The sequence below is a fragment of the Streptomyces sp. NPDC055243 genome (assembly GCF_044544025.1).
Taxonomy (GTDB): Bacteria; Actinomycetota; Actinomycetes; order Streptomycetales; family Streptomycetaceae; genus Streptomyces.
Window position 1 is genome coordinate 89,372 of sequence record NZ_JBITWR010000025.1, and the last position, 24,676, is coordinate 114,047.

Annotated in this window: 16 protein-coding genes and 5 pseudogenes; 16 read left to right on the top strand and 5 right to left on the bottom strand. The window is 68.0% G+C overall.

Features of this window, described 5'->3' with window-relative positions; genetic code table 11:
- Positions 1-126: 126 nt before the first annotated feature.
- A complete protein-coding gene (locus ACIGXX_RS41655; RefSeq protein WP_399984087.1) occupies positions 127-915 on the bottom strand; it encodes a hypothetical protein in 789 nt (262 codons plus the stop codon).
- Positions 916-1,217: 302 nt separating this feature from the next.
- Positions 1,218-1,943 carry a DUF2637 domain-containing protein gene (locus tag ACIGXX_RS41660; protein ID WP_399984090.1) on the bottom strand — a complete coding sequence of 242 codons (726 nt, stop codon included), beginning with the start codon at positions 1,941-1,943 and terminating at the stop codon, positions 1,218-1,220.
- A 510-nt stretch (positions 1,944-2,453) separates the two neighbouring features.
- Here ACIGXX_RS41660 and ACIGXX_RS41665 point away from each other — a divergent pair.
- Positions 2,454-3,694: pseudogene (locus ACIGXX_RS41665) on the top strand (IS701 family transposase).
- A gap of 79 nt (positions 3,695-3,773) precedes the next feature.
- Here the strand turns inward: ACIGXX_RS41665 and ACIGXX_RS41670 are convergent.
- Positions 3,774-4,502, bottom strand: coding sequence for an SDR family oxidoreductase (locus ACIGXX_RS41670; RefSeq protein WP_399984093.1), 729 nt, complete (start codon positions 4,500-4,502; stop codon positions 3,774-3,776).
- A gap of 75 nt (positions 4,503-4,577) precedes the next feature.
- On the opposite strand from ACIGXX_RS41670, the gene ACIGXX_RS41675 reads away from it, so the two are divergent.
- The 9 genes from ACIGXX_RS41675 (at position 4,578) to ACIGXX_RS41715 (ending at position 14,681) form a co-directional block, all read left to right on the top strand.
- Positions 4,578-4,955 carry a MerR family transcriptional regulator gene (locus tag ACIGXX_RS41675; protein WP_399984096.1) on the top strand — a complete coding sequence of 126 codons (378 nt, stop codon included), beginning with the start codon at positions 4,578-4,580 and terminating at the stop codon, positions 4,953-4,955.
- Between the two features lie 398 nt (positions 4,956-5,353).
- Positions 5,354-5,842: an acetoacetate decarboxylase family protein gene (locus ACIGXX_RS41680; RefSeq protein WP_399984098.1), complete on the top strand. Its 489-nt coding sequence runs from the start codon at positions 5,354-5,356 to the stop codon at positions 5,840-5,842.
- Positions 5,843-5,847: 5 nt separating this feature from the next.
- Positions 5,848-6,702 (top strand): hypothetical protein, encoded by an 855-nt coding sequence (locus ACIGXX_RS41685; RefSeq protein ID WP_399984101.1) that lies wholly within the window; start codon positions 5,848-5,850, stop codon positions 6,700-6,702.
- A 360-nt stretch (positions 6,703-7,062) separates the two neighbouring features.
- Positions 7,063-8,514: a sugar porter family MFS transporter gene (locus ACIGXX_RS41690; protein WP_399984105.1), complete on the top strand. Its 1,452-nt coding sequence runs from the start codon at positions 7,063-7,065 to the stop codon at positions 8,512-8,514.
- 93 nt (positions 8,515-8,607) lie between these two features.
- Entirely contained in the window at positions 8,608-10,032 is a 1,425-nt protein-coding gene (gene zwf, locus ACIGXX_RS41695) for a glucose-6-phosphate dehydrogenase (protein WP_399984108.1), read from the top strand.
- Between the two features lie 188 nt (positions 10,033-10,220).
- Positions 10,221-11,288: an aromatic acid exporter family protein gene (locus ACIGXX_RS41700; RefSeq protein WP_399984111.1), complete on the top strand. Its 1,068-nt coding sequence runs from the start codon at positions 10,221-10,223 to the stop codon at positions 11,286-11,288.
- 759 nt (positions 11,289-12,047) lie between these two features.
- Positions 12,048-12,887, top strand: coding sequence for an IS5 family transposase (locus ACIGXX_RS41705; protein WP_399984114.1), 840 nt, complete (start codon positions 12,048-12,050; stop codon positions 12,885-12,887).
- 84 nt (positions 12,888-12,971) lie between these two features.
- A protein-coding gene (locus tag ACIGXX_RS41710) for an IS5 family transposase (RefSeq protein ID WP_399984117.1) occupies positions 12,972-13,780 on the top strand; the annotation gives its coding sequence in 2 pieces (ribosomal slippage) (positions 12,972-13,319 and positions 13,322-13,780; 807 coding nt in all).
- A gap of 262 nt (positions 13,781-14,042) precedes the next feature.
- Entirely contained in the window at positions 14,043-14,681 is a 639-nt protein-coding gene (locus tag ACIGXX_RS41715; RefSeq protein WP_399984120.1) for a hypothetical protein, read from the top strand.
- 684 nt (positions 14,682-15,365) lie between these two features.
- On the opposite strand, the gene ACIGXX_RS41720 is transcribed toward ACIGXX_RS41715, so the two are convergent.
- Positions 15,366-17,591: an ATP-binding protein gene (locus ACIGXX_RS41720; RefSeq protein WP_399984123.1), complete on the bottom strand. Its 2,226-nt coding sequence runs from the start codon at positions 17,589-17,591 to the stop codon at positions 15,366-15,368.
- A 466-nt stretch (positions 17,592-18,057) separates the two neighbouring features.
- On the opposite strand from ACIGXX_RS41720, the gene ACIGXX_RS41725 reads away from it, so the two are divergent.
- From ACIGXX_RS41725 to ACIGXX_RS41735, 3 genes are all read left to right on the top strand, one after another.
- Positions 18,058-18,807, top strand: a complete 750-nt coding sequence (locus tag ACIGXX_RS41725; RefSeq protein ID WP_399984126.1) for an AMP-binding protein — start codon at positions 18,058-18,060, stop codon at positions 18,805-18,807.
- Entirely contained in the window at positions 18,804-18,968 is a 165-nt protein-coding gene (locus tag ACIGXX_RS41730; protein ID WP_399984129.1) for a hypothetical protein, read from the top strand. Before ACIGXX_RS41725 ends, ACIGXX_RS41730 begins: the two co-directional genes overlap by 4 nt.
- A gap of 279 nt (positions 18,969-19,247) precedes the next feature.
- A complete protein-coding gene (locus ACIGXX_RS41735) occupies positions 19,248-19,619 on the top strand; it encodes an AMP-binding protein (protein WP_399984132.1) in 372 nt (123 codons plus the stop codon).
- Between the two features lie 148 nt (positions 19,620-19,767).
- Here ACIGXX_RS41735 and ACIGXX_RS41740 read toward each other — a convergent pair.
- A pseudogene (locus ACIGXX_RS41740) lies at positions 19,768-20,025 on the bottom strand (transposase family protein); the annotation flags it as partial.
- Between the two features lie 1,014 nt (positions 20,026-21,039).
- Between ACIGXX_RS41740 and ACIGXX_RS41745 the strand changes: the two are divergent.
- The 3 pseudogenes from ACIGXX_RS41745 to ACIGXX_RS41755 all read left to right on the top strand — a co-directional run.
- Positions 21,040-22,347: pseudogene (locus tag ACIGXX_RS41745) on the top strand (ISL3 family transposase); the annotation flags it as partial.
- A gap of 35 nt (positions 22,348-22,382) precedes the next feature.
- Positions 22,383-22,541: pseudogene (locus ACIGXX_RS41750) on the top strand (transposase family protein); the annotation flags it as partial.
- A gap of 842 nt (positions 22,542-23,383) precedes the next feature.
- Positions 23,384-24,404 (top strand): annotated as a pseudogene (locus ACIGXX_RS41755) (LLM class flavin-dependent oxidoreductase).
- Positions 24,405-24,676: the final 272 nt, after the last annotated feature.

Consider the following 24,676-nt stretch of genomic DNA (forward strand, 5'->3'; position numbering starts at 1 on the left):
CACCATCCCGGCCGAGCCGACGTCGGCCTACTCGATGACCATCAGGCGATCACTCGGGAAGGGCGCCCTTCGCGTCCAACCCGAGGCCGTGGCGACCGGCTGCGATGGGGTGGAGTGGTTTCCGTCTCAGGTGGTGGCGCAGGTGATGGCGATGAGCGCGGCGAGCGTCGCGGTCAGGGCGAAGGCCAGGCGCGTCTGCAGGCGTGTGAGCCGTTCACTTGCCTGCCGAACGGAGTGGGCCCGCGGCAGCGTCGCGGTGGACGCCGCCGTCGTGCGGTCCTTCAGCCAGTTGCCCGGTGTGCCGGGATCGTCTGGTGCGGGCAGGTGCCGCGACAGGGCGGCGCAGGCGCGCATGAGTCGGCTTCTCGTGGCGCTGGTGGTGGCCTCCATCTCGACGCCCGCTTGCGTGGTGTCCAGGCCAAGGCCCTGACACAGCATCAGAACACGGCGGTGGTGCCCTGGCAGGCCGAGGAATGCCTGCCAGGCGGTGTCGCCCGCGGTCGCGGCGTCCGCTTGAATTGCAGGGCGGAACCGGTGCCAGGGGGCGAGCGCGTAGTCGTGTGCTTTCGCCCGGACCCAGCCGGCCGGGTCCGGGTCGGCGGCAACCTCGGGCCAGTGTTCCCAGGCGCGGTGGAAGGCAGCGTCCACCGCCTCGAAAGCGAGCCGTCTGCTGCCGGTCAGGAGCATCACCTGGTACACCAGTGGGCCACCGGCCCGCACGTACAGCGCGTCGAACGCGTCCGCGGGCATGCGCCCGGCCTCGGCCTCGGCGTGCAGGATCGCCTTTTCCCGCGTCCGCGGCACGGCCGCCTCACCTGGGTTCTGCGCGGCGGTGCGGGGCGCGCCGCAGGAGGGCGGGGCGGCCCGGTGCCCCGCTGCCGCCAGGAGTTCGGCGCGTGCGCGCCTGAGGAGCACATTCGCGCTCCGACTCGTGGTGGGGACAGTGTCCTGATTCACCTGTGTTTGCCTCCGGCTGAACCATCTAGAAGGGTTATTTTGCTGTACACAAGTCCAGCTTTTGTAATCGGCCGCGTGAGGAACGCAGTTGGCTGCCACCTCCGCACTCCGCGATACAGCCCGACGGCACCTTGTGCGGGCTACGGGTCACCGCCTCGCTCGACGAAAGACGCAGGGACCCGCGGGCTCGGAGACCGCGGGCCTGCATGGAGCACCGGGCCAGTGAATCGCTCACCTGACCAGTCAGGCGACGGAGTTCCTCATGCGCGGGGACTCCGCTGCGCATGCGCTCCTTGCCGGGGCCAGCGCTTGGAGGAGACCTGGCCAATGAGTTCCCAGAAGCACACCAGGGCAGTGAGGGGCGGGATTCCGAACATCACGAATGCCATGAGCGAGCGTGAGGAGTAGCCGACGCACAGGGCTGCGGCCATGGCCGAGGCCGTGAGGAGGACAGCCCAGGAGCGACGCGCGCATCGGTGTTGCACCGTGGCCCGCAGAATGGAGAGAGCTGCCACGAACCACGGCCCGTACACCGCGAGCGGCCACCATCGCGCCACTGTGTCGGGCAGCATGACCTCGGCCACCGCACGGAGTTGCCCGTAGGTGTAGACGACCGACCAGCCCAGCAGCAACGCCGCGCACACGCAGATCGCAGAAATCAGGATCGTGGCCTGGGTGATGCGTCGACCGGCCAGGAAGTGTGGCTTCTTCTGCATTCGCCGCCGGTCACTTCTTCCGAGCGGTCCGCCCAACGCGTCGGGAAATGGCTGAGGGTGCGGTGCCGGTGCCGGTGCCGGAGATGGGGACAGCATGGCCGCCAGCTCTTCGTCCGGGTTCCAGCTGTCCGCAACCGTGGCCGGCGGCGCGTTGTCCCAGGACTGCTGGGCCGGGACAGGGATGCTGTCGTACTGACTCAGCGGATCCTCTCCCGCCCACGGAACGTAGGGCTCAGTGTCGAAGTAACCCTCATTGTTGAACCTGTCCATCTGAATATTCTCCGTGCCCTCTTTCAGGACGTTAGGTAGAGCGCACGAGACCCGGACATCACCGCAGTTGCGGCCAAGACGCCACCATGAATGCCTTGACCCGCCCTCAGGTATCCCGTTCTGGAACTGACGATCGCGTTCAGGGAATCGTCAAGCAGACCCGAGTGCATACGGACCCGCCCTCCATCCCCCGTCAACACGTCACCGCCGAACACTGAGGGAAGGATCGTTTCTTCAAAATCGTTTTGCTCTGTCACGCCCACCTAACGAACGTCACGCGAGAGTGATGTGCTGCATTCGAGGGGGAACAGCTGCCCGAACGAGTCACCCGAGAGCCGGGACAGAACCACACGGATTAGTACTCCAGCCGTAGTTGTGGATCTTGGAGGGTGAGGCGGTGCCGACGGGTGCGGCCACCGGTGATCATCGTGTGTGAAGACGGAAGATCAGACGGTGGCCGCAGGTCACAGCGCAGGCCCTGCCCGTTGGGACGAGGAGTTCGAGGGGCTGATGGAGCGCATAGCCGGGCGGTTCGCCCGTTCTGAACCACGGCGTCGGGTGGGGAAGTTCGTTCGCGGACTGCTGGCTGATCTGCCCCGCAAGAACTGCTGGACGATCGCGGAGTGGGCCGGTGAGGCCACGCCGGATGGCATGCAGCATCTGTTGGAACGGGCCAGGTGGGACGCGGACGCAGTCCGCGATGATCTGCGCGAGTACGTTGTCGATCGCCTCGGTGCCGAGCAGGCCGTCCTCGTCGTCGACGAGACTGGCGACGTGAAGAAGGGGAACGCGACCGTCGGGGTGCAGCGCCAGCACACCGGCACCGCCGGGCGGATCGAGAACTCCCAGGCCGCGGTCCATCTTGTCCATGCCACGCCGCGCGGACACGCCGCCGTCGACCGTGAGTTGTACCTGCCCAGAGTATGGACCGACGATCCCGAGCGGTGCCGCGGGGCGGGCCTGGAACCTGACGAGGTGCGATTCGCCACCAAGACGCAGCTCGCTGCCGCGATGCTCGAGAGGTTCTGGGCCGGCGGTCACACGGCCGACTGGGTCACCGGCGACGAGGTCTACGGCGGCAATCCGGCCCTGCTGTCGATGATCGCTATGCACGGGACGGGATACGTTATGGCCGTCTCCTGCCGCACCGAAGTACACACCCCTGCTGGCAAGTTCCGTGTCGACGTGCTGATGCGCAAGGTGCCCCGGCGCGGCTGGCAGCAGCTGTCCGCGGGCGCCGGCGCAAAAGGCCCACGCTGTTACGACTGGGCCGCCGTCGACCTGGTCCCCGCCCACTCGGCGGGCACCTGCCAGCTGCTGATCCGCCGCAACCGCACCACCGGCGAGGTGGCCTTTTACCGCTGCTTCAGCCCGCGGCCAGTCCCGCTGCCCGCCCTGGTCCGCGTCGCCGGAACCCGCTGGCGGATCGAGGAGACCTTCCAGGCCGGCAAGGGCCTCGCCGGCCTGGACGAGCACCAGGTCCGCCGCCACACCCCCTGGCTGCGCTGGGTGACCCTCGCGATGCTCGCCCATGCCTTCCTGGCCGTCATCCGCGCCGACGAGCACCGCAAACACCCCGCCCCCACCGGACTCATCCCCCTCACCTGCAACGAAATACAGCGACTATTCGCCCTGCCCGCCGCATACCCGAACGACCAACGCGACCAACGCCTGCGCTGGTCTCTATGGCGTCGCCGACACCAGGCCGCGCCCACGACTGCCACTACCGCCGACGCGAGGCCACAACATGAAAATCCACAACTGCGGACGGAGTATCAATTGACTGACCGTAGGGAGCATCCGACCGAAGTCAGCGCACCCCGAGGGCCCTCAGGCCGCCGTTAGCGCCGCCAGGGCGCGGTCCATCGCGGCGTTGAATTCTTCCGGCGTCAGCGGCAGTCGGGACTTGACGTCCCGACTCCATTGGTCGGCGAGGACCTCGGCGGAGCCCGCCTCGACGCCGTCGAGCGCCGCGTCGGCCAGGTCCGACGGGGCAATCTTGGCCACGGGCCAGCCTGCGGCCATGTCGGTGTCGGCCAGGCCGAGGTGCACCGCTGTCACGAGCGTGCCCTGCTCGGCGAGTTCCAGGCGGACGCCGTTGGTCATGGCCCAGGCGGCGGCCTTGGTCAGGTGGTAGGCATTGGCGCCGTTGACCCCGAACCATGACATGGCGGAGAGGACGTTTATGATCGCGCCCCCTCCGTTCCTGGCGAGCGTCGGCGCGAACTCCCGGATCATTCCCAAGTGGCCGAACACGTTGGTCTCCAGCTCGTGCCGTACCGCGTCCAGTGAACCGGTCACCAGGTCGGTCCCCGTCTGGATCCCCGCGTTGTTGATGAGCAGCGTGATGTCCGGGGCGGCCTCGGCGGCGGCCTTCACGGATGCGGGGTCGGCGATGTCGAGGGGTAGCACGTCGACCCCGGGCAGGTCCACGGTCTCGGGCCGGCGAGCCGTCGCGTAGACCGTGCGGGCGCCGCGTTCGAGCAGGCGCTGGGCGAAGGCGCGGCCCAGGCCGCGGTTGGCTCCGGTGACAAGGGCAACTGAGTTGTTGATGTCCATGCCCGGTACGCTAAAACCTGACGTTGGCGTCAGAGGCAAGTGCTGGCCGTCAGGACCGGGGTGAGAGGAATCACCATGACCGTCACGGAGGCCGCGGCCGAGCGGCTGGTCCGCATCGGCGAGGTGGCGCGGGGTGCTGGCGTCTCGGTACGCGCCGTGCGCTACTACGAGCAGCAGGGGCTGCTCAGCGCGGAGCGCAGCCCATCCGGCCAGCGCCTCTACCGGCAGGACACCGTCACCCTGGTGCGCTTCTTCCAGCAGATGTTCGCCGCTGGTCTGACCAGCCGAAGGATCGCGGAACTCCTTCCATGTAGGGACACCGGGCACACCGACGCCGAGCAACGAGCCATGCTGCGCGCCGAGCGCGACCGCATCCAGGCCAAGGTCGACGACCTGCAGGCCGCTCTGGACCGCCTCGACGAGGTCATCGCGAACACGGACACGCACCCGTAGGCACGGCCGGTCGGAGGTCGCACCAGCGATCCACGGCTGGAGTATTTAGCCGCTCGCGGGCCGAGTCCACCACTAGACGAGCGGGCGGTGCAGCGCACCGACACGGTGCTGCACGGCGGTGGTGGTCGCCCACCGGCTGTGCACCGTCGAGATCGCGGTCCAGGTGTCTGGTGATGGAGGGCGACCGGATCGTGGAGTACTTCGGAGCTGCCCGGCTGGAGTAGCGCCGGTGGCCGGTGTGGGGGGAGCAGTGGAGGCTGCTGAGCGGGCACGGTGATTTCGCGGCGGTGCTTTGTCGTCCGGGAAGCAGGAAAACGCATGGCCTTCACACTCCCCACCGGCATCGAGGGTGGCTCACCGGGTCGGGGCTCGGTCACGGCGGCCTGGAGAGGGCGCTTGTGGATGCCTGGCTGGTCGCCGAGGCGGTACCTGAGCGCCTGGACCTCAAGAAGGAGATCTTGGGCCGGCTGGACCGGGTCGCGGCACCAGACGCGTTCCTGGCCGGCAACTCCTCCTCGTACCCGACCAGTCAGTTCATCGACCGGGTTGAGCACTCCGAGCGGGTGCTCAACACGCACTGCTCCATGCCGCTTCTGCAGAACGGGGTCGACATCATGTCGGATGGCCACACGGATTGCGGCATCATGACATTCCTGGAGCGGGAGCTGCCCGGCTACGACGGGAAGCCGCGTATCTGCGAACTCGGCAGGGCACAGATCACCGACCTGATGGTGAAGGGCGCGTGGACGCGTCCGGCCCGCCTCCAGCTGTTCGAGCACGCGCTGGCGCCGCCGGCGGATCTGCCGGTACGGGAGGTCGTCGCGGCGAGCCGCATTCTCACCGACCTGGCCCCGGGCAGGCCAACCGTCGTGCACCACTACCTGTAGGCGCCGTGGAGGAGAAGGCGGAGACGGGTGGCGGCAGGAGCACCGATCGGGGAGAGGAGGAGTCGGCCCGGTCGGTCGACCGCAGGGGCGGCCCCGGCCACACGGTCCTGCTGGCTCTAGCCGTCGCGGTTCCGGTGACGAAGGTCGCCTATACGGTCGGGGGCGGGGGCGCGGCCCGGGATGTGTTCGTCGGCATGGAACCCGCGAACTGGCCAGACGTCCTGATCGGCATGGTGCTCACCGACCCACTTCTCGCCTCCGTGCTGGCCGTCGTCGTCTCCCGGGTCGTGTTCGCCCTGTTCGCGGCGCGTGGCGCGGTCCCGGTGGGAGGCGGCGTCCTGCGGGCGCTCCAGCGGGCGGCGCTGACCGTCGTCAACCCGGTCGCGGTGGGGGTGGTGGACGCGTGCTTCTTCGGCCCCTTGTGGGGACTGGGTACCGGGCTTGCCGCCTACGCGCTGCGCAAGGGCGTCGTGGTGGAGTACCGCACCGGCAGACGGCGGCCGCACGGACACCGTCCTGGGCGGCCGCCGACGGCCGGATCACGCCGGGACGGAGACTACCGGCCGTCGCCCTGGCTCCGCCGGGCAGCGGCTCTCGAACAGTGGGTGGCACTGGGCCTGACCACCATCGCGCTCCCGGTCCTGTCTTTCGTCTCTGCGGTGGACGGGCAGGCGTGGACCTCGATCGTCCGCTGCCAGGTCACCGAGGGCACACGCGCCGAGAGCAACCGCCTGATCGAGCTGGGCCGCAAGGGGAACGGCGTCGTGGGCTGGAACCTGGACGCGGAGGAGATCTCCAACGGTCTGGGGTGCAAGGGCGAGGAGAGCCTGTACGTGCGCGAGCCATGGTGGCGTGGCTGAGCGGTCGTTGCCCCGCCGCGAGCATGGCTCACGAGGGGGAAGGACCGGCGCGGGGCGGCCACCCGGCCTCCGCTCACGGTTGTGAAGTCACGCGAGTTCCGTGATCGGCCAGCTGGTGGTCATGTTCCTCTTCATCGGCGGGCGCTCCTGTCGTCAGGGCCCACTGTGCCCCTCGCCCCTGCGCTGGAAGGCGCCTGTTCGAAGGCGGTGCCGAGCCACTTACGGTCGCCCCCCATTCGTCGCGATCACCTCCGCCTCGTGAACCACCCGATTGCTTCGCTTTTATGCCTAGAACTCCCGAAGGGTGGTGACGTTGACCGGACAGAACAGCGAGGCATGAGCGAGACATGAGGAAATGACATGGTTCAGGGCTTCTCCAAAGAACCGGGCACCCACGGACCACTCACCGAGGTCTCCCCGGAGGGGCAGCGGAAGATCACCTACTGGGCGGCCGCGATCGCTCTGGGCGGCTTCCTCTTCGGCTTCGACACGGGGGTCGTTTCGGGCGCCCTGCTCTACATCAAGGAGGACTTCCATCTGAACTCCTTCGAGCAGGGAAGCGTGGTCAGCGTGTTGCTCATCGGCGCGGTGATCGGCGCCACCTCGGCCGGCCGCCTGTCCGAGAGAGTCGGCCGGCGTAGGGCTCTGGGCGCGATCGGCGCGGTGTTCATCATCGGTACGGCGATCGCGTGCGCGGCGAACGGATACGCGGTGCTCATGGCGGGCCGTGTCATCCTCGGCCTCGCAGTCGGAGCGGCGTCGGCGACGGTGCCGGTCTATCTGTCCGAGATCTCACCGACGAAGATCCGCGGGCGTCTGCTCACGATGAACCAGCTGATGATCACCCTCGGTATCCTGATCGCCTACCTGGTTAATCTCGCCTTCTCGAGCAGCGAGATGTGGCGGGCCATGTTCGCCGTCGGCGCGGTTCCGGCCGCCCTCATGGTGGCGGCCACCCTCTGGTTTCTTCCCGAATCACCGCAGTGGCTCATCTCCCATGATCAGGTCGACAGGGCGCGCAAGGGAATCGCCTCGGTCACCGACGAGGCCACGGCGGACGAACTGATCACGCGGGCCCAGCACCGGATCGCCGCGGAGCGCGAGAAGCAGACACGCAACTCCAGGGCGGCTGACCACGGGGCCAGGAGACTTCTCACCCCCGACGTGCGTCCGGCTCTCGTAGTCGGGCTCACGCTTGCCGCCGTACAGCAGTTGGGCGGCATCAACACGATCATCTATTACGCTCCGACCATTATTCAGCAGACCGGTCTGAACGCGTCGAACTCCATCTTCTACTCCGTGTTCATCGGCTTGATCAACCTGGTCATGACGCTGGTGGCGATCCGCCTGGTCGACCGGGCGGGCCGCCGCATTATGGTTCTCGTCTCGCTGGCCCTCATGGCGGTCTCGATCTTCATGCTGGGGCTCGCGTTCGTGGTCGGCATGAACTCGGTGCTGACACTGCTGTTCATGGTCATCTACATCGCCGCGTACGCGGGCGGTCTCGGGCCGGTGTTCTGGACGCTGCTCGGCGAGATCTTCCCGCCGTCCGTCCGTGCCGAGGGATCGAGCGTGGCCACAGCGGTCAACTGGGTAGCAAACTTCGTCGTCAGCCTCGCCTTCCTGCCCTTGGCAGCTGCCATCGGCCAGGGCGAGACCTTCTGGATCTTCGCCGGGGTGTGCGTGCTGGCGTTCTTCTTCGTGAGCCGCTACCTGCCCGAGACCCGTGATCGAGACCCCGACCAGATCGAGGCGGCCCTGCAGGCCCGGTTCGGGCACAAGCCCGACCAGCAGCGCACGAAGGCCTCCTGAGACCGAGCCCCATCGCGGTCGGCCGACAAGCGTCTGCGTCGGCCTATGGACACCGGCGGCCAACCCGCGTGACTCCCGAGAAAGGCGCTCACGATGAGCGATAACCCCCTCAGCCCTCCTGTCCTCGAACGCTCCGACGCTCTGGTGCTCTTCGGCATCACCGGCGACCTCGCCCGGAAGATGCTGCTGCCGGCGCTGTACCGGCTCACCGAGTCCGGCAAGCTGACCGTGCCCGTCATCGGGGTGGCGGCCACCGACTGGGACGACGACGCGCTGCGCGAGCACGCGAGAGAGGCGGTCATCGCCGCGGGCACGGACATCGACGAGGCGGTCTTCGCCCGGTTCGCAGCGGGCCTGTCCATCGTCACCGGAGACTTCGCCGACGACGCCACCTTCGCCCGGCTGCGCGATGCTGTGACAGGGCGCGAGTTCGTGACGCACTACCTGGCAATCCCACCGTCGCTGTTCACCAGGGTCGCCGCCTCACTGGCCGGGGCGGGCCTGAACCGCAACGCCCGCCTGGTGGTGGAGAAGCCGTTCGGAGACGACCTCGACTCCGCCCGGAAGCTGCAGGACGAACTGAGCACCCACTTCGACGACGACCACCTTCTGCGCGTCGACCACTTCCTGGGCAACCGTGCGGTCGAGAGCCTGATGGTCTCCCGGTTCGCCAACACGCTGCTGGCGCCGATCTGGCACCGCGCTTACGTGGACAACGTCCAGATCACCCTTGCCGAGGACTTCGACGTCGCCGACCGAGGCTCCTTCTACGACGACGTGGGCTGCCTGCGTGACGTGGTCCAGAACCACCTGCTTCAGGTCCTTGCCTTCCTGGCGATGGACCCGCCGAGCGCCGACAACGCCCGGGCACAGGGTCTGGAGAAGTGGCGGGTACTGCACGCGACCCGCACGATGGACCTCGCCGACACCGTTCGTGGCCAGTACGAGGGCTATCGGCACGTCGAAGGTGTTGAGCCGGACTCCACGACCGAGACCTACTTCGCGACCCGTATGTTCATCGACAACTGGCGCTGGTCAGGCGTGCCTTTCCACCTCCGCAGTGGGAAGGCATTGGCCGTCACCGCCACTGAGGTCGTGGTGGAGCTGCGCAAACCGCCCCTGGAACTCTTCGGCGGCGACAACACGCAGACGCCACCGAACCTCATCCGCTTCCGCATCGACGGCGACACCGGGATCAGGGCGGACCTGATGCTGAGCAAGCCCGAGACGAACACCGGGCCGATGACCGTCCCCATCGGTGTCGACTTCGCGCGGGTGTTGGGACGGCAGGAACTCCCGTACGAGAACATCCTCCACGGGGCCATCGAAGGCGATCCCGAATGTTTTGCCTTCTTCCCCGCCATCCTGGAGTGCTGGCGGATCGTGGAGCCGGTGCTCGACCCGGACGAGCCGCCTCTGCCGTACACGATGGGAAGTTGGGGCCCGGAGGCCGCCGACCGGCTTCCGGGCTTGCAAAGCTGGCACGAGTTGGGCCACCGCCTGTTCGACGACGACTAGGGAGCGTCCGGCGCATGCGGTGCCACCCGAGTGAACGGATTGCGTCACCCGGGCGCGCAGTGGATGCGCCGACCGCCTTGCAAGGCGAGGCTTCGAGAGCTCGCACGGGATGCCCCTGGCGTCCCACCCGACGGCCGATGAGGACGATGCACGAAGCGTGGCTACGCCTCAGGGACAACCTGTGGCCTGTGCTCCAGCAGGCCGCGGCCGCCGCGCTCTCCTGGTGGATCGCCAGGAACGTCTTCGACCATCACATCCCCCTCTTCGCCCCGATCGCCACCCTCGTCGCGCTCAACGCGCCCGTCGGAGGGCGGGGCACCAACGCCGTACGGGTCCTGTCCGGGGTCATCGCGGGCGTCGTCGTTGGGCAACTGGCCTTCCACGTCCTCGGCCATGGGGCTCCGTCTGTCGGCGTGGCTGTCCTGTGCGCGCTCACCGTCGCGCTCCTCGTCGACGGAGAGCGCATCACAATGGCCCAGGCAGCCGTGGGTGCGGTGATCTCCGTCGCGGCTGGACAGCGGGCAGGCATCGATCGCGTACAGGACGCGCTGCTCGGGGCCGGCGTGGCGCTTGTGTTCAGCCAGCTTCTCTTCCCGCCGCACCCGATTGCCCTGCTGAGACGCGCCGAGGCCGTCACGCTGAAGGGGCTGGGCCGCGCACTGGAACTGACGGCGCGGGCACTGGACGAGTCGGAAAAGGGCCGCGACGCTCAGCGGTGGGAAGAGCTGCGTCCCGTCTACACGCTGCTGAACGACCTCGGCGGAACACGGGACGACACCATCGCCGTCGCTCGGCGCACCCCCCTTTGGCGGGGCCGGCGCGAACCCATCAATCAGGAGATCGCGTCCACGAAATACCTGGACCTGCTCGGCAACAGCTGCCTCACCCTCATCCGCGGTGCCTCGTCCTTGCACACGGATGACAGACAGGCAGTCGCCCACACGGTGCGAGGACTGTCCGGGGTCCTGGGAGCGCTGGCAGCCGCCCCTGCAAGTCGCGCCGTACGCCGAAACGTGACCAGGTGGACCCTCGATGTCGTCCGTGGCATCCCGAACGCGGGCCCGGCTCTTCCAGTCGCCGTGTGGGAAAGCGTACGACTGGTCGCCGGGGACATCCTGGTCTTCGCCGGTGCTGACGCGGACGAGGCCGAACGCGCTGTGCACGAGGGAGCCACCGACATCCCCATCGGTGTACCGCCGACACTACGGTGGTCGCCCCGACCACGACGCTGGGGACCGCGTGGACCTTCGGCTTGAGGCAGACCAGCCGCGGAGTCCCGTTGTACGCGGGCAGCTTCCTCAGCCGACCACGCTCCGCGGGGCGGGGCCGCCTGCGGAAGGCCGTATCGCGGAGCAGCCGGGTCAGGTTGGGAGGTCGCTTGTGGGACGTCGCCTGGGCGAGGGCGGTCCCGGCACGGGCGGTCTGCCCGAAAAGTGGCCGCGGCAGGTCAGGCAGGTGAAGTTGCTACATGCTCCCAACCCTCGGCACAGGAGCGGCTTGCGGATGGAAGGCCGACGCCTCTGGGCGCCAGGTTCTATTTAGAGGTCGTTTTCAGCTAGTTTGCGCCGCCTCATGTATCTCTTAACTCGTCCCAGGTCTCACGCGTGTCGATTTCGGGTACGTCTCCGCTGCGCAGAGAGGACATCGGCGCACGTCTTGGGATGAGACAAGCTTCGCAGGATGAGACCGGCAAGTCGGGCCTCCCGGGCGGCCCATGGAGTGCCTCCGCACCTGTTGTCCCTCAAGTCACGCCCTGTCACAGGTGCATGTTGGGATCAAACAGGCTTCACGGATGAAAACGACCTCGTACTGAGTGTTTGGTCCTGTTTCTTGGCGACCTGGTGCGGTTCTCTGGCCCTGATGTTCTGGGGCTGGCGTGAGCGGTGAGGTGCCCGTCTAGCCGGTGACAGCAGAGGCTTGTTTCGCCCGAACTCCTCCTGTCTCGTTCCAACGCGCCCTGGCCCGCCCTCTTTTGACCGCTGGCCAGGGCGGCCATCCCGCAGTACATCCAAGACATGACCGGGCAGCACGGCTACCCCAGCGACCTCTCCGACGCCCGCTGGGCACTGATCGAACCCGTCCTCACGGCCTGGCGGGTCCAACGCCGCCAGTACGCCCTGGACATCGGGCGCCCGCCCGAACACGACCTGCGGCAGATCATGAACGCCATCCTCTATGTGGACCGCACCGGGATCCCCTGGCGCTACCTGCCGCGCGACTTCCCGCCCCACCCGACGGTCTACGGCTACTTCGCACGGTGGCAGCAGGACGGCGTCTTCACGCAGCTCACCGGGCTGCTGCGCAGGCTCGTGCGCCAAGCCGAGGGCCGCGACGGCGAGCCGTCGGCCTGCGTGCTGGACTCCCAGACCGTCAAGACCTCCGCCAACGTGCCCCTGGCCGACCAGGGCACGGACGCCGGGAAACGGATCATCGGCCGCAAGCGCCACCTGGGCTGCGACACGCTGGGCCTGCTGCTGACCGTGCTGGTCACCGCGGCCAGCGTGTCCGACACCGCGGCCGGCCGGACCCTGCTGTCCCGCATCGCCGCCGCCCACCCCCGGGTGACCACGGCATGGGTGGACACCGGGTACCGCACCACCGCCATCGAGCACGGCGCCCGCCTGGGCATCGATGTCCAGCCCGTCCAACGCCCGCCGGGCGCCCGCGGGTTCGCCATCATTCCGCGCCGCTGGACCATCGAGCGCAGCATCGGCTGGCTCATGCACCACCGCAGACTCGCCCGCGACTACGAGCGACACCCGCACCGCTCCGAAGCCATGATCCACCTCGCGATGATCGACCTCATGGCCCGCCGCCTCACCGGCGAAACCACCCCCAACTGGCGCGGAACCTGAACCCGGAACCAAACACCAATCACCGGACCAAACACTCAGTTAGACGCCATTTCAGTTGGCGGGATCTCGCGGCAGTCTGGGGTGATGGCTGCTGGGCTTGTCGAACGGATGGCGCCGGATGATCTGTGGGAGTTGTTCCAGCGCGTGGTCCCGCCGGCCCCGGAACGGCCGCAAGGTGGAGGGCATCGTCGCCGAGGAGACCGCGAGGTGCTGGCCGCGATCACCTTCGTGGCCACCTCGGGGTGCACCTGGAATCAGTTGCCGCCTGGCTTCGGTCTGTCGGGGGTGACGGCCTTTCGCCGGTTCACCGTGTGGACCGAGGCCAGGGTGTGGGCCAAGCTTCATCGCTTGGTCCTGGACGAACTCGGGGCTCAGGGCGTGCTGGACTGGTCGCGATGCGCGATCGACTCCGTCAGCGTCCGGGCCCTCAAAGGGGGCGGCTGACGGGACCGAATCCGACCGACCGCGGCAAGAGCGGATCGAAAATCCACCTCATCGTTGACCGCAGCGGGCTGCCTCTGTCCATCGGCATCTCCGCCGCGAACCTCCACGACAGCCAGGCCCTCATTCCGCTGGTCCGCGGAATCCCGCCCATCCGCTCACGTCGCGGCCCCCGACGCCGCCGGCCCGGGAAGCTGCACGGAGACAAGGGCTACGACTACCCGCACCTGCGGCGCTGGCTGGCCTCCCGCGGCATTCGGCACCGCCTCGCCCGTAAGGGCATCGAGTCATCGCAACGACTGGGACGACACCGCTGGGTCGTAGAGCGAACCGTGTCCTGGTTGTCAGGCTGCCGACGTCTTCATCGCCGCTACGAGCGGGTGCCGGAACACTTCCTCGCGTTCACAGCCATTGCTTCGACCCTCATATGCCACCGCAGACTCACCAACTGAAAGGGCGTCCCCTGCTGCGATTCGCACACGGGCTGTTCGCCAAGGCCCTTGTCGGGCCCGATCGCTGCCGTCAGGCGCCCGCCTCCTGCTTCCCCGCGCTGCCTCGTCTGCGCAGGTCGCCCCTCGTGGCAGCTCGCTCGGAACCAACCGGCGAGGAAAGTGATCAATGCATGTGTAGGCACTGAATGGCCCGATGCTGTTCGAGAACGGGAGTCTTGAGTTGAGGTTCACGGTCCGTCCCCTGTTGTCTGGCAGACCCGCTGTGGCTGTGTTGGCCGCGGTCGGTATCACCGCGAGTGTGCTGTTCGGCCGGGAGGGGCTGCGCACTGTGGTGGGCTGCGGTACGGCCGACGACCCCTACCCCTCCCAGACCGCGGCGGACTGGAAAGCGGGCGCGGACCACGTGGTGGTGGCGGTGCCGGCCTCCGAGCGGGAGAGCAACAGGCAGGACGTCGCCAAGGGGGCGGTGCGGTACACGGTCGACCGGGCGGTGACGTTCCGGAAGGAGAAGGTGCTGTGGTCCGCTGCCACCCCTCGGCATGAGCTGGGCACCGAGTTCGACATGACCGCCCCGGGCTGGTCGGTGTACCGCAACGGCAAGCGGATCAAGGGCACCGCCCCGGAGGCGCCCCGGCTGGAGACCGGTCACACCTACGTCCTCGCCCTGCGCTGGGACGCCGACCAGTGGATTGTCCTCGGCGAGGGCGCGGCCGTGCCGTTCGACGACCATGTGGCGGGGCGAGGGGAGTGGTGCGGCCAGGTGCTGAGCGAGGACGACTTCGCCAAGGGCGAGCGGTTCTCGCAGCGCGACGACCACAGTCTGGAGCAGGCCGTGCGCGGACAGGATGAACACGCCATCTCTCGCGAACTCGCGAAGGCGAGCAGCGGGAAGGGGCCGTAGCCCAGCTCGGCAAACGCACCGGGCCGGCCGTCAGCTCCCTCGCGGAGGGCCTCAGGCAGACGGTCCCGGAGTGACACCGCCATCACCCCAGACTGCCGCGAGATCCCGCCAACTGAAATGGCGTCTTAGAGGTCGTTTTCATCCGTGAAGCCTGTTTGATTCCAACATGCACCTGTGACAGGGCGTGACTTGAGGGACAACAGGTGCGGAGGCACTCCATGGGCCGCCCGGGAGGCCCGACTTGCCGGTCTCATCCTGCGAAGCTTGTCTCATCCCAAGACGTGCGCCGATGTCCTCTCTGCGCAGCGGAGACGTACCCGAAATCGACACGCGTAAGACCTGGGACAGAGATAGGAGTTCCGGGCCGACCCACGGTGTCTGGTCTTCGCCGATCGCTACGGCTTCGCCCCCTGCCCGCCCGGTGCAGTGGGAGGTCGAAGCGCAACCCCGGGGAATTGCATCTACTGCATGAACGGCGCGGCGCTGCAGACCTGCAGAGGCGGGGTACGCCCACCGATCTACCTCATGAGGACGTGACCTGGTCCTTTGCGGAGTGTCGTGCATTGGGTGCATGATTCGCGCGCCCAAAGGAGGTGCTCCGTGGCGGAGTCCGGTTCTGGAGACGGCTCGGACCGGCTCCCATGACCTCGCTCTTCGCAGGGTGCGACACACCGTACTTGGGTGTCATGTCTGAACCGGCTTGTCGGGCGCGACTGCCGCGGCGATCTGAGTGCGGGAGGTCACGCCGAGCTTGTTCAGGATGTGTTCGACGTGGGTGTCGGCGGTGCGCTTGGAGATGACGAGACGCTCGGCGATCTGCCGGTTGGTGAGCCCCTCGCCGACCAGTCCGGCGACCTCCCGCTCTCGCGGGGTGAGCGGGCCCAGGGGGCTGCTGTCGCCGGCGGGTGGCTGCGGGGTGTCGTCTGCGGCACACACGTTCCCGCAGGCGATGTCGACCAGGTTCGACATCGCCAGCTTCGTTCCGTATGTGTATGCCTGGGTGAAGCGTTCCGCCCCCAGGCTGAGCATCAGGGCGTTCTCCCTCTCGGTGCGCTGTGTGTTCAGTGCCCGTACGCCCCACAGGACGGCGCCAACCTGGCGCCACAGCGCCGTGGCGCCGCCGAGCAGTGTCGCGGCGTACTCGTGTTCATCCGCGCTGCAGGCGCCCCAGGCCAGGAATTCCACCGTGGCGGCCAGACTCATCGTCTCCCCCTGGGCGAGGGCGGAGGGCAGCACCTTGCGTCCCAGCTCACGGCTCTCATCCGGCTTGCCGTCCGCCCACAGCGCCAACACCTGGGTGACCGTCATGTAGTTGCGCACCCAGCGCTCACGGGGGATGTGGGACAGGTTCCGCAGGCACTCATCCGCCTCCCGCAGGGCCCTTGACGGGTCGCCGTGCGCGGCGTGGAACACCGCGGTGTTGATGTAGCCGGCCGCCAGGGGGAACAGGTCGCCCGACGCCGTGAGGAGCCCACGGCACTCCTCGTACGATGCCAGGGTGCGCTCGATGTCCCGGCTCCACATGAGCATCTCGTAGGTCTCGACGTACAGGGCGCGGGCGCGCAGGAAGTCGTCGTCCAGGGACTCGGCCACAGCTCGGCAGCGCCGGACCATCTCCTGCGCCTGCCGGTCGGCCTGCAGCAGCCCGTAGTAGGCGCCGTGGTACATGGCGATGCCTTGTTCGACGGTCGGCTCCGGCTCGGCCGTCAGGGCCTTGTCGATCCAGCGCCGGGCCTCGGTCAGCCGGCTCTTGCCCAGCCACAGTCCCCACAGGCCGTTCACCAGCCGCAGCGCGGACTGGTCACCGGGGTGGGCGACGGCAAACTCCAGGGCGAGGCGGAAGTTGTCGAAGTCGGCGGCGAGCCGGTTGCCCCACTCGACCTGCTGGTCGCCCATCCACTCCTCGCCCGCCCGCTGGGCCATGTGCAGGAAGAAGTCCCGGTGACGTCGTGCGTACTCCTTGGTACGGCCGCTGTTCTCGAGTTGCTCGGCGCCGTACTCGCGGATCGTGTCCAGCACCCGGTAGCGGTACTCGACGTCGCCCTCGACCCGCTGCACCACCGACTTGTCCACCAGCGCCCCGAGCAGGTCGAGCACATCACAGTCCGCCAACTCCCCACCGACGCCCACTTGTTCGACGGCCGCCAGAGTGAAGCCGCCAGCGAAGACCGAGAGCCGTGCCCACAGTTCCCGCTCCATCGATGAGCACAGACCGTGGCTCCATTCGATGGTGGTGCGCAGGGTGTGGTGGCGAGCCTGGGCCGTTCGCACGCCGGCCAGCAGCCGGAAGCGGTCGTCGAGCCGGCTCAGGATCTGCTCCAGGGGCATGGTCCGCAACCGCACGGCGGCCAGTTCGATGGCGAGCGGAATGCCGTCCAGGCGGCGGCAGAGCGCGATGACCTCGGACCGGTTCTCGGTGGTCAGTTCGAAAGACGGCAATGACGCCTTGGCCCGGGAGACGAACAGGGCCAAGGCGTCATTACTGTGCTCGTCGGCGTCCGCTTCCGGGCTGGGCATCGGCGCGATCGGCAGCACGCACTCGCCGGGCAGCGCCACCGGCTGCCTGCTGGTCAGCAGGAACACCAGCCTGGAGGAATGCCCCAGAAGGATGTCGACGAACACGGCCATCGCATCCACGAGATGCTCGCAGGTGTCCAGCACCAGCAGCGCCTGCCTGTCCGCGAAATGGTCGATGAGCTGGTCCATCGGCGCTCGTGACGCGATCTCGGGCAGACCGACGGCGATGGCCACCGTGTTGGGCAGGAACTCCGCATCCCGCAGACCGCTGAGCTCGGCGATGCTCACGCCGTCCGGGAAATCGACCGACGACTGATGCGCCGCCCGCACCGCGACGCGGGTCTTGCCGACCCCACCGGGGCCGGTGAGCGTGACCAGACGGGCCTGTGTCACCGCCTTCCGTACGGCCTCCAGCTCGGCCGCCCGGCCAATGAATCCGGTGGTCTCATTCCGTGTACCGGACCGAGCCCATGTCCACTGCGTCACAATGCCCTCCCTCTGCGTCACCAAGAGAATCCCACGACCCGGGGACGGCATGTGCCGCGTTCGATTTCACCGGCCCCCGCGCGTATCGAGAACAGATGCCGCAGCTCCTTGCAGTCCCTGCGGATAGCGGAGTTGGCAGGACCCGGTCGCATAGCGCCGTGGGCGCGCGTCCGGCCGCAGAGGCAGGGGCCCTCCTCGCCGGCCGTACGTGCACGTAGGTGATTCCGGCCCATACGTATCTGTTCCGCCGGGGCTACCGATCTTGCCCGCAAAGTGCCAGAGGACCGCTCCGGGCAGGGCAGAGTCGTTCCAGCGCCGGACGCAGGGGGCGGCGCGCATCCCGGCATCCCCCGGCAAGGGAAGGGACATCGACGTGAGCAACCTCGCCACCACCCTGGTGGAGACAGCCTGGCGGCACCCGCAGCACCTGGCGGTGCGGGGTACGGACAGAGCCCTGACCTGTGCTGAACTGGACGAGTTGAGCGCTCGGGCCGCCGGTGGGCTGCTCGCCCACGGCGTGCGTCCCGGCGACCGGGTAGGACTACGGCTGCCCTACTCCGCGACCTTCGCGGTCCTTTGCTTCGGCGCTCTGCGCACCGGGGCGATCGCCATGCCGTTGTACCCCAGGCCCCGTTCGCTCGGCGTACAACCCGGCCACGACGCATACGGGGCACGGATTGTCTTCACCTCGCCCGACACCACGGCCGCCCAGGAGACCAGGCCGAGCGACACGGCACTCGTCCAGGTCGGTGACGACTTCCGCGACCAGGTGATGTTCTGGCCGCAGCACACCGACGTGGTCGACCGCGCCGATCACGACCCGGCCGTCGTGATCCGCACCGACGACGCGTCGCCCGGAACCCGGGACATCACACTCAGCCATCGCGCGCTGCACGACACCGCCCCGGCCACCAGAACACCGATCGACGAGACGACCACCGCCGCCCACCACGCGTCCGAGCCGAGGTTCTTCCTCGACCGGCCCCACTATGGCATGGACGCCGCCATGCTCACCCGAGCCTGCCTCCGCGTCACCCACGAGCGTGCCTGCACCGTGTCTTGCGGCGGTCCCGGCGAGGCGGCGGTCCTCTGGCCTGCGCCCGGACCGAGGAGGAGGTGTTGACCGCATGGCGGGAGATCCTGGCCGCGCTCAAGGACGACACCATCGATGCCCCTGAGGGCGAAGCCATCGCGGCACGGGCGGCGGCACGGCTCGCCACCGATCGCGGCACCGCCGGGCACCGGCCCGGAATCGAGGAGGTCCTGCTCACCCAGCTCGGATGAAGTTCAGGGTGTTGGGCAGGCGTTCGTAGTCGCGGACATTTGGAAAGACCCTGCTCAGAACTGACTATCCCTCAAACTGGCTGCCGGTTCGACCGTCCGACTCGCCGGCCGTACGTGCACGTAGGTGATTCCGGCCCATACGTATCTGTTCCGCCGGGGCTACCGATCTTGCCCGCAAAGTGCCAGAGGAACGCTCCGGGCAGGGCAGAGTCGTTCCAGCGCCGGACGCAGGGGGCGGCGCGCATCCCGGCATCCCCCGGCAAGGGAAGGGACATCGACGTGAGCAACCTCGCCACCACCCTGGTGGAGACAGCCTGGCGGCACCCGCAGCACCTGGCGGTGCGGGGTACGGACAGAGCCCTGACCTGTGCTGAACTGGACGAGTTGAGCGCTCGGGCCGCCGGTGGGCTGCTCGCCCACGGCGTGCGTCCCGGCGACCGGGTAGGACTACGGCTGCCCTACTCCGCGACCTTCGCGGTCCTTTGCTTCGGCGCTCTGCGCACCGGGGCGATCGCCATGCCGTTGTACCCCAGGCCCCGTTCGCTCGGCGTACAACCCGGCCACGACGCATACGGGGCACGGATTGTCTTCACCTCGCCCGACACCACGGCCGCCCAGGAGACCAGGCCGATCCTGAGTACGGGGTGGTGAGGTGCGATGCGGCACCGCTCCTGGCTGCCACGCTGGCCCGGAAGCAGGCCCGTTCAGGGAGCGGTTCGGAGGTCCGGATGTGCGCCGTCCCCCCAGAGGCCGGCGAGGGGGCCGAGGGCGTGATGGTGACGTCGGTCTACCTGGACGAGGACGGCGCAAGAGCGGCCAGGACGTCGACCGCTTCGCGTGCATAGCGGAACACGGTCGCGATCCCGATACCGAACCCTGCAGCGAGTTGGGCGTAGGTATCACCGCACCGCAGGTGAGCCAGCGCGAGGAGGGCCTGGCGCCCGGCCGACAGGCGCCGCCACCGTGTCCCGGTCTCTGCCTGCCGGGCTGACAGTTGTCCGGCCAGGAACCGCAAGGTGCGGCTCGACAGATCGATCGAGGACGGGTAGACAAGCACGTGAAGCTCCTGGCGGACATGGGTGATCTTGGTCGAGAACCCGTCTACCAGGAGCTTTGTCGTGGTGCAGCGGTGTCCAACTCGCGGGCATCAACCTCAGGTTGGAAGAGGCTCACGGTCTGGCACGTGGGCGCGGTCCAGGGACCGCACGGTGTCATCAGTGCGATGGAAGCCCGAGCCGATGCCGCCAGCGGTCATGAACTCGTCGGACCTGGCTGGCAGTTGGGGCACCGTCCGGACGGTGCCCCGTTGCCGTTGGCAATCGAGATCGACAGAAACCCTCCCCAGACACCCGTGGCCGAACCGCAGGACGAAATCGTGGGCGGTGAGCTGTCCCTACGCCAGCACTTCTACTTCCCCGGCCACCTCACGTCCGCCACCCGGCTGATTTATAGTGCGCCCGCCCTGAATGTCCTGGCCACCCGACCAGTGCGGGCACCCCGGCAGGGCTGATCGACGATCCGAACGGGGAACGATCACTCGCCGGGTGGGAAGCGATCTCCACAGTTCCGACTTGCCGCAGGTCACAGCTACTCGCGAACGCCCCCACATCTCGGACCTCCGAAGTCGCAGGCGCCAACCGTCCCACCCGCGCAACTCGCCGAACCCATGGTTCCCGGCACGGCCACCACGAACGGGTGAACCCCATCGACGCCCCGACCACTTCCACCACACCGGCAACAGGGGACACGAACGATGCGTTCGTCTAACCGTCACCGTCCCGCCAGCAACTTCCCGCCCGCCCTTCCCCCTACCCCGCCACTGCTCTGACCAGGAAGGACGGGCCGCCCCTTCGGCCTGCCGATCCCGTTCGACAACTCCGCATTCCAAGATCCCCGACAGCGTCAGGCACTTAAGGGCGCGTCACCTGGATGGCTTCACGCCCTGGCGTAGCTGGCGCGACGGGACGAAGGTGTGGGGTAGGCCGTCGCGTCCAGGGCGCCGACAGCTTGTCACTACTCATCCGGACTTGGTGCGGCACGCCGGAACGTTCCTCCGGGGGACATCCTGCGCATGGGGGTCGAATCGCCCGCTGATGTTCTGTTCTCCGGTCTCGATGTTCGGTTGACGCGCGTCACTGAGTCCGCCGAGGGTTTGGTCGTCGAGGCAGTCGCATGCGGTCCGCCACCGCGGTGTCCGGGGTGCCGATCGCGGGCGCCGAGGGTGCATTCCTCCTACGAACGGGGGCTGGCCGGGCTGCCGGTGAACGGGCGGGGCCTGGCCATACGGTTACGGGTCCGGCGGTTCTTCTGCGACCGCGACCGGTGCCCGCGACGGACGTTCGTCGAACAGGTCGCCCAACTCAGCGAGCAGTACCGTCGTCCCAGCCTCGGGCTGAAGCAGTGGCAGCACACGGTCTCTATCGAGCTCGGTGGGCGCCCCGGTCAACGGTTGTGCCGACGGCTGCAGTTGAAGGCGGGACGGTCCCGGCTGTTGGGCCTGCTCACGGAGCCTGCCGTCCCCGAGCGGGCGCCACATGTGCTGGGTGTCGACGACTTCGCGTTCCGGAAGGGAAAGCGGTACGGCACGCTGCTGGTCGACGTCGAATCCGGCCGTGTCTTCGACGTCCTGCCCGACCGCGAGGCGGACACCTTTGCCACCTGGCTCACCACGCATCCCGGCGCCGAGGTCATCTGCAGAGACCGTGCCACCGCTTATAGCAAGGCGATCAAGGAGGCCGCGCCGGACGTTCTGGAGGTCGCCGACCGGTGGCACCTGCTGCAGAACCTCGGTGCGGCCGTGGAGAAGACATGCCATCAACACCGTTCCTGCCTGCGGAAACACGCGGAGGAGGAGACCGAGGTGCCGGCCGCGGCGCTCGTCACGATCACCGAGTTGCCGCCCGCCGAGCTGCCCCGCACCCAGATCATCGAGCGGACCCGTCAGCGTCACGCCGACGTCCAGCGACTCGTGAGAGCAGGCTGGACCATCAGCGCCATCGCCCGCCGACTCCACCTGGACCGAAAGACCGTGCGCCGCTTCCGCGACACCAACCTCGACATCCTCCTGGCCTCCGCCCGCGATCGCCGCCCCAGCGGCGCCCTCGCCCCGTTCAAGGCATACGCCACCGCACGGTTCACCAACACCGGCGGCAGTATCACTGCACCTCAGGTACTTGCAGAGGTCCGCGCGCAGGGTTACCGCGGCAGCGTCCAAGCCATCCGCAAGCACTTCGCCGCCCTTGGTGACGGCACCGCCGAACCCGTCCGCGCCGACGTTCCCAGCCCTCGGAAAATCACCTCGTGGATCATGTGCCGACGGGAAGACCTACGCCCGAAGGACGAAGAACGGCTCCTTCAAGTCCGGCTCGCCTGCCCGGACATCGCCAGGGTCTGTGACCTGGCCCGCACCTTCCACGACCTGGTCTCCCACCGCTGCCGCTTGCGGACCGCATTCTTCTGGTCGCGGCCTACTGACGCACCAACTTGACGATACGCCAGCTGGCCTTGCTGTTCGGGGTTTCGAAGTCGGCGGCCGCCCGGATCATCGGCCACATCCTCCCACTGCTGGCATTGCCGTCTGCCTTCCTCCTCCTTCTGGGTGTGGCTCCGGCGCTCCTGCCGTCAGCGGGTAGGGGGTACATGGTTTACGAGACCTTCGGGATGTGGGGCAACGACCAGATCGGCTCGATCAACAACGACAAGCCCGCCAAGACCTGCATCCCGTTCCCGGCGAAGTAGGACCCGGTCAAGGACGAGGTCATCCGGGTGAGGAACCAGACCAGGGTCACACTGATCGTCTGGGAGAAGGAGGACTGCACCGGCAAGTCCCAGCGAGTGCGCGGTATGGCGCAGAGGAACCAAAGCGGATGGGTGAACGCCCCGCAGGCAGTGTCCTTCGACAATTACTGATCCGCTGGAGGAAGCCGCAGGCACCGGCGGGCAGGGGCGGCCCCCCCTGCCAACAACCTCTCCATCACGCTCCCTGAAGGCGTCGGCGAGGGCGGCAACGGAGCACCGCGCACTGCGCCCACAGCGAATACCTGCCCGAGGACATCGGAATAGACGGCCGAGGCAGACGGGCTGGCACCGACGGCTGATCCGGAGGTAACGGCTCTGTCCTCCTCACTTGGGGCGCCCCCACCACCTCACGTGACCACCATCCCAATCTGACTCCACGCCGCTGCACTTTCCGCACAGGGACATGCCGACAGGCTGATCCCGGCGAAACTGTGGATCTCCCTGAGGCGCAAGCCGAGCAGCAGGAGGCCGCAGCAACGCAGGACCCGGCATCGTTCCGCTCCGGCGCCCGATCGAACTTCGCAAGGCGGGATCCGGTCACCGGCGCGTAGGTGCCGTTGTGTCGCAGGTAGCCATGCGACACACTCCCGAGACGCTTTCGCTGTGGAAGGAGTGCCATGCGCCTCGGTCTCATACTCGGCTACGTAGGAGACGCGTCTCCTGTCGACTTCGCCAACCTGGCGAGAGAAGCCGAGGGGCTCGGCTATGACTCGGTGTGGACCTCCGACAGCTGGGGCCCCACCTGTTGGGGATCGGATGCCTTCACCCCGCTGGCCTGGATCGCCGCCCACACCTCCCGTATCTCATTGGGTACGGCTGTCGCCCATATGACCGCCCGCACCCCGACCGTCACGGCGATGCACGCCCTGCTCCTGGACCGCCTCTGCGGTGGCCGGCTGATCTTGGGCCTCGGCCTGTCTCGCCCGTACGCGGTGGAAGGCTGGTACGGGCGACCGTTCCCCCGAAGCCCGCTCACCGCGACTCGTGAGTATGTGACGATCGTGCGGGCAGCCCTGCACAGGGAAAAGCCGGTGACGTTCACCGGGGAGTACTACTCACACCCCTACACCGGCCCCGACGCCATCGGGGACGGCGAGCCGATACAGACCGTCGCCCAGCCGCTCCGCGCCGATGTACCGATCTACCTCGCCGCGCTCGGCCCGAAAAACGCCGCCCTGACTACACAGATCGCAAACAGCCGGACCCCCATGCACTGGTCGCCATTCCGACCCGAGGTCCGCAGAGAAGCGATGGCCGACGCGCCAGACGGCTTCCGGTTCGCCCCGGTGGTACATGCCCACGTCTGCGACGACGTCGAACAGGGGCTCGCCCGCCTCAAGCCGACACTCACCCGCTATATCGGTGCCTCGGGGGGAAAACGGACCTTCCATGCGGCCCAGATGGCTCGTATGGGCTTCGAGGGGGAGGTGGAGCGGATCGAGCGGCTGTACCGGGAGGGCCACGAGGAGGAAGCAGTCGCCGCGATGCCCGACGCCTTCGTCGACGAGACCTCACTCATCGGCCCACGGGAAAGGATCGCCGACAGCCTGGACGCCTGGCAGGCCAGCGGCGCAACCGATCTGCTGATCGTCTCCCGCTATCGACCCATTGCGCACCCTCGCGGAACTCCTGCTGTAGGACGGAACCAGGCGTCCTATTAGTGGAGTCCGTGGGGATGGGTAAAGGGCCAAGATCCTGAGACAGGATGTTGGGGCCCGTGAATGAGACATGTCAGCAAGGCCCTGGTCACCGACGTCACCCGGCTGCGAGTGGCGTGTGCTCGGCCGACGCGACGGCGGTCAAGGCGGAGGTCTGCTAGTGTCCTGCGCCGGAGATCCGTCGGCAGAAGCGGGCGAGGGAGTCGAGGATCTCTTGGGCTGTCTTGGTCCAGATGAAGGGCTTGGGGTCGT

Bases quoted from the DNA above. Each gene is read 5' to 3' on its own strand.
- ACIGXX_RS41660 (WP_399984090.1), bottom strand. From the start codon at position 1,943: ATGGACAGGTTCAACAATGAGGGTTACTTCGACACTGAGCCCTACGTT.
- ACIGXX_RS41670 (WP_399984093.1), bottom strand. From the start codon at position 4,502: ATGGACATCAACAACTCAGTTGCCCTTGTCACCGGAGCCAACCGCGGC.
- ACIGXX_RS41675 (WP_399984096.1), top strand. From the start codon at position 4,578: ATGACCGTCACGGAGGCCGCGGCCGAGCGGCTGGTCCGCATCGGCGAG.
- ACIGXX_RS41690 (WP_399984105.1), top strand. From the start codon at position 7,063: ATGGTTCAGGGCTTCTCCAAAGAACCGGGCACCCACGGACCACTCACC.
- zwf (WP_399984108.1), top strand. From the start codon at position 8,608: ATGAGCGATAACCCCCTCAGCCCTCCTGTCCTCGAACGCTCCGACGCT.
- ACIGXX_RS41705 (WP_399984114.1), top strand. From the start codon at position 12,048: ATGACCGGGCAGCACGGCTACCCCAGCGACCTCTCCGACGCCCGCTGG.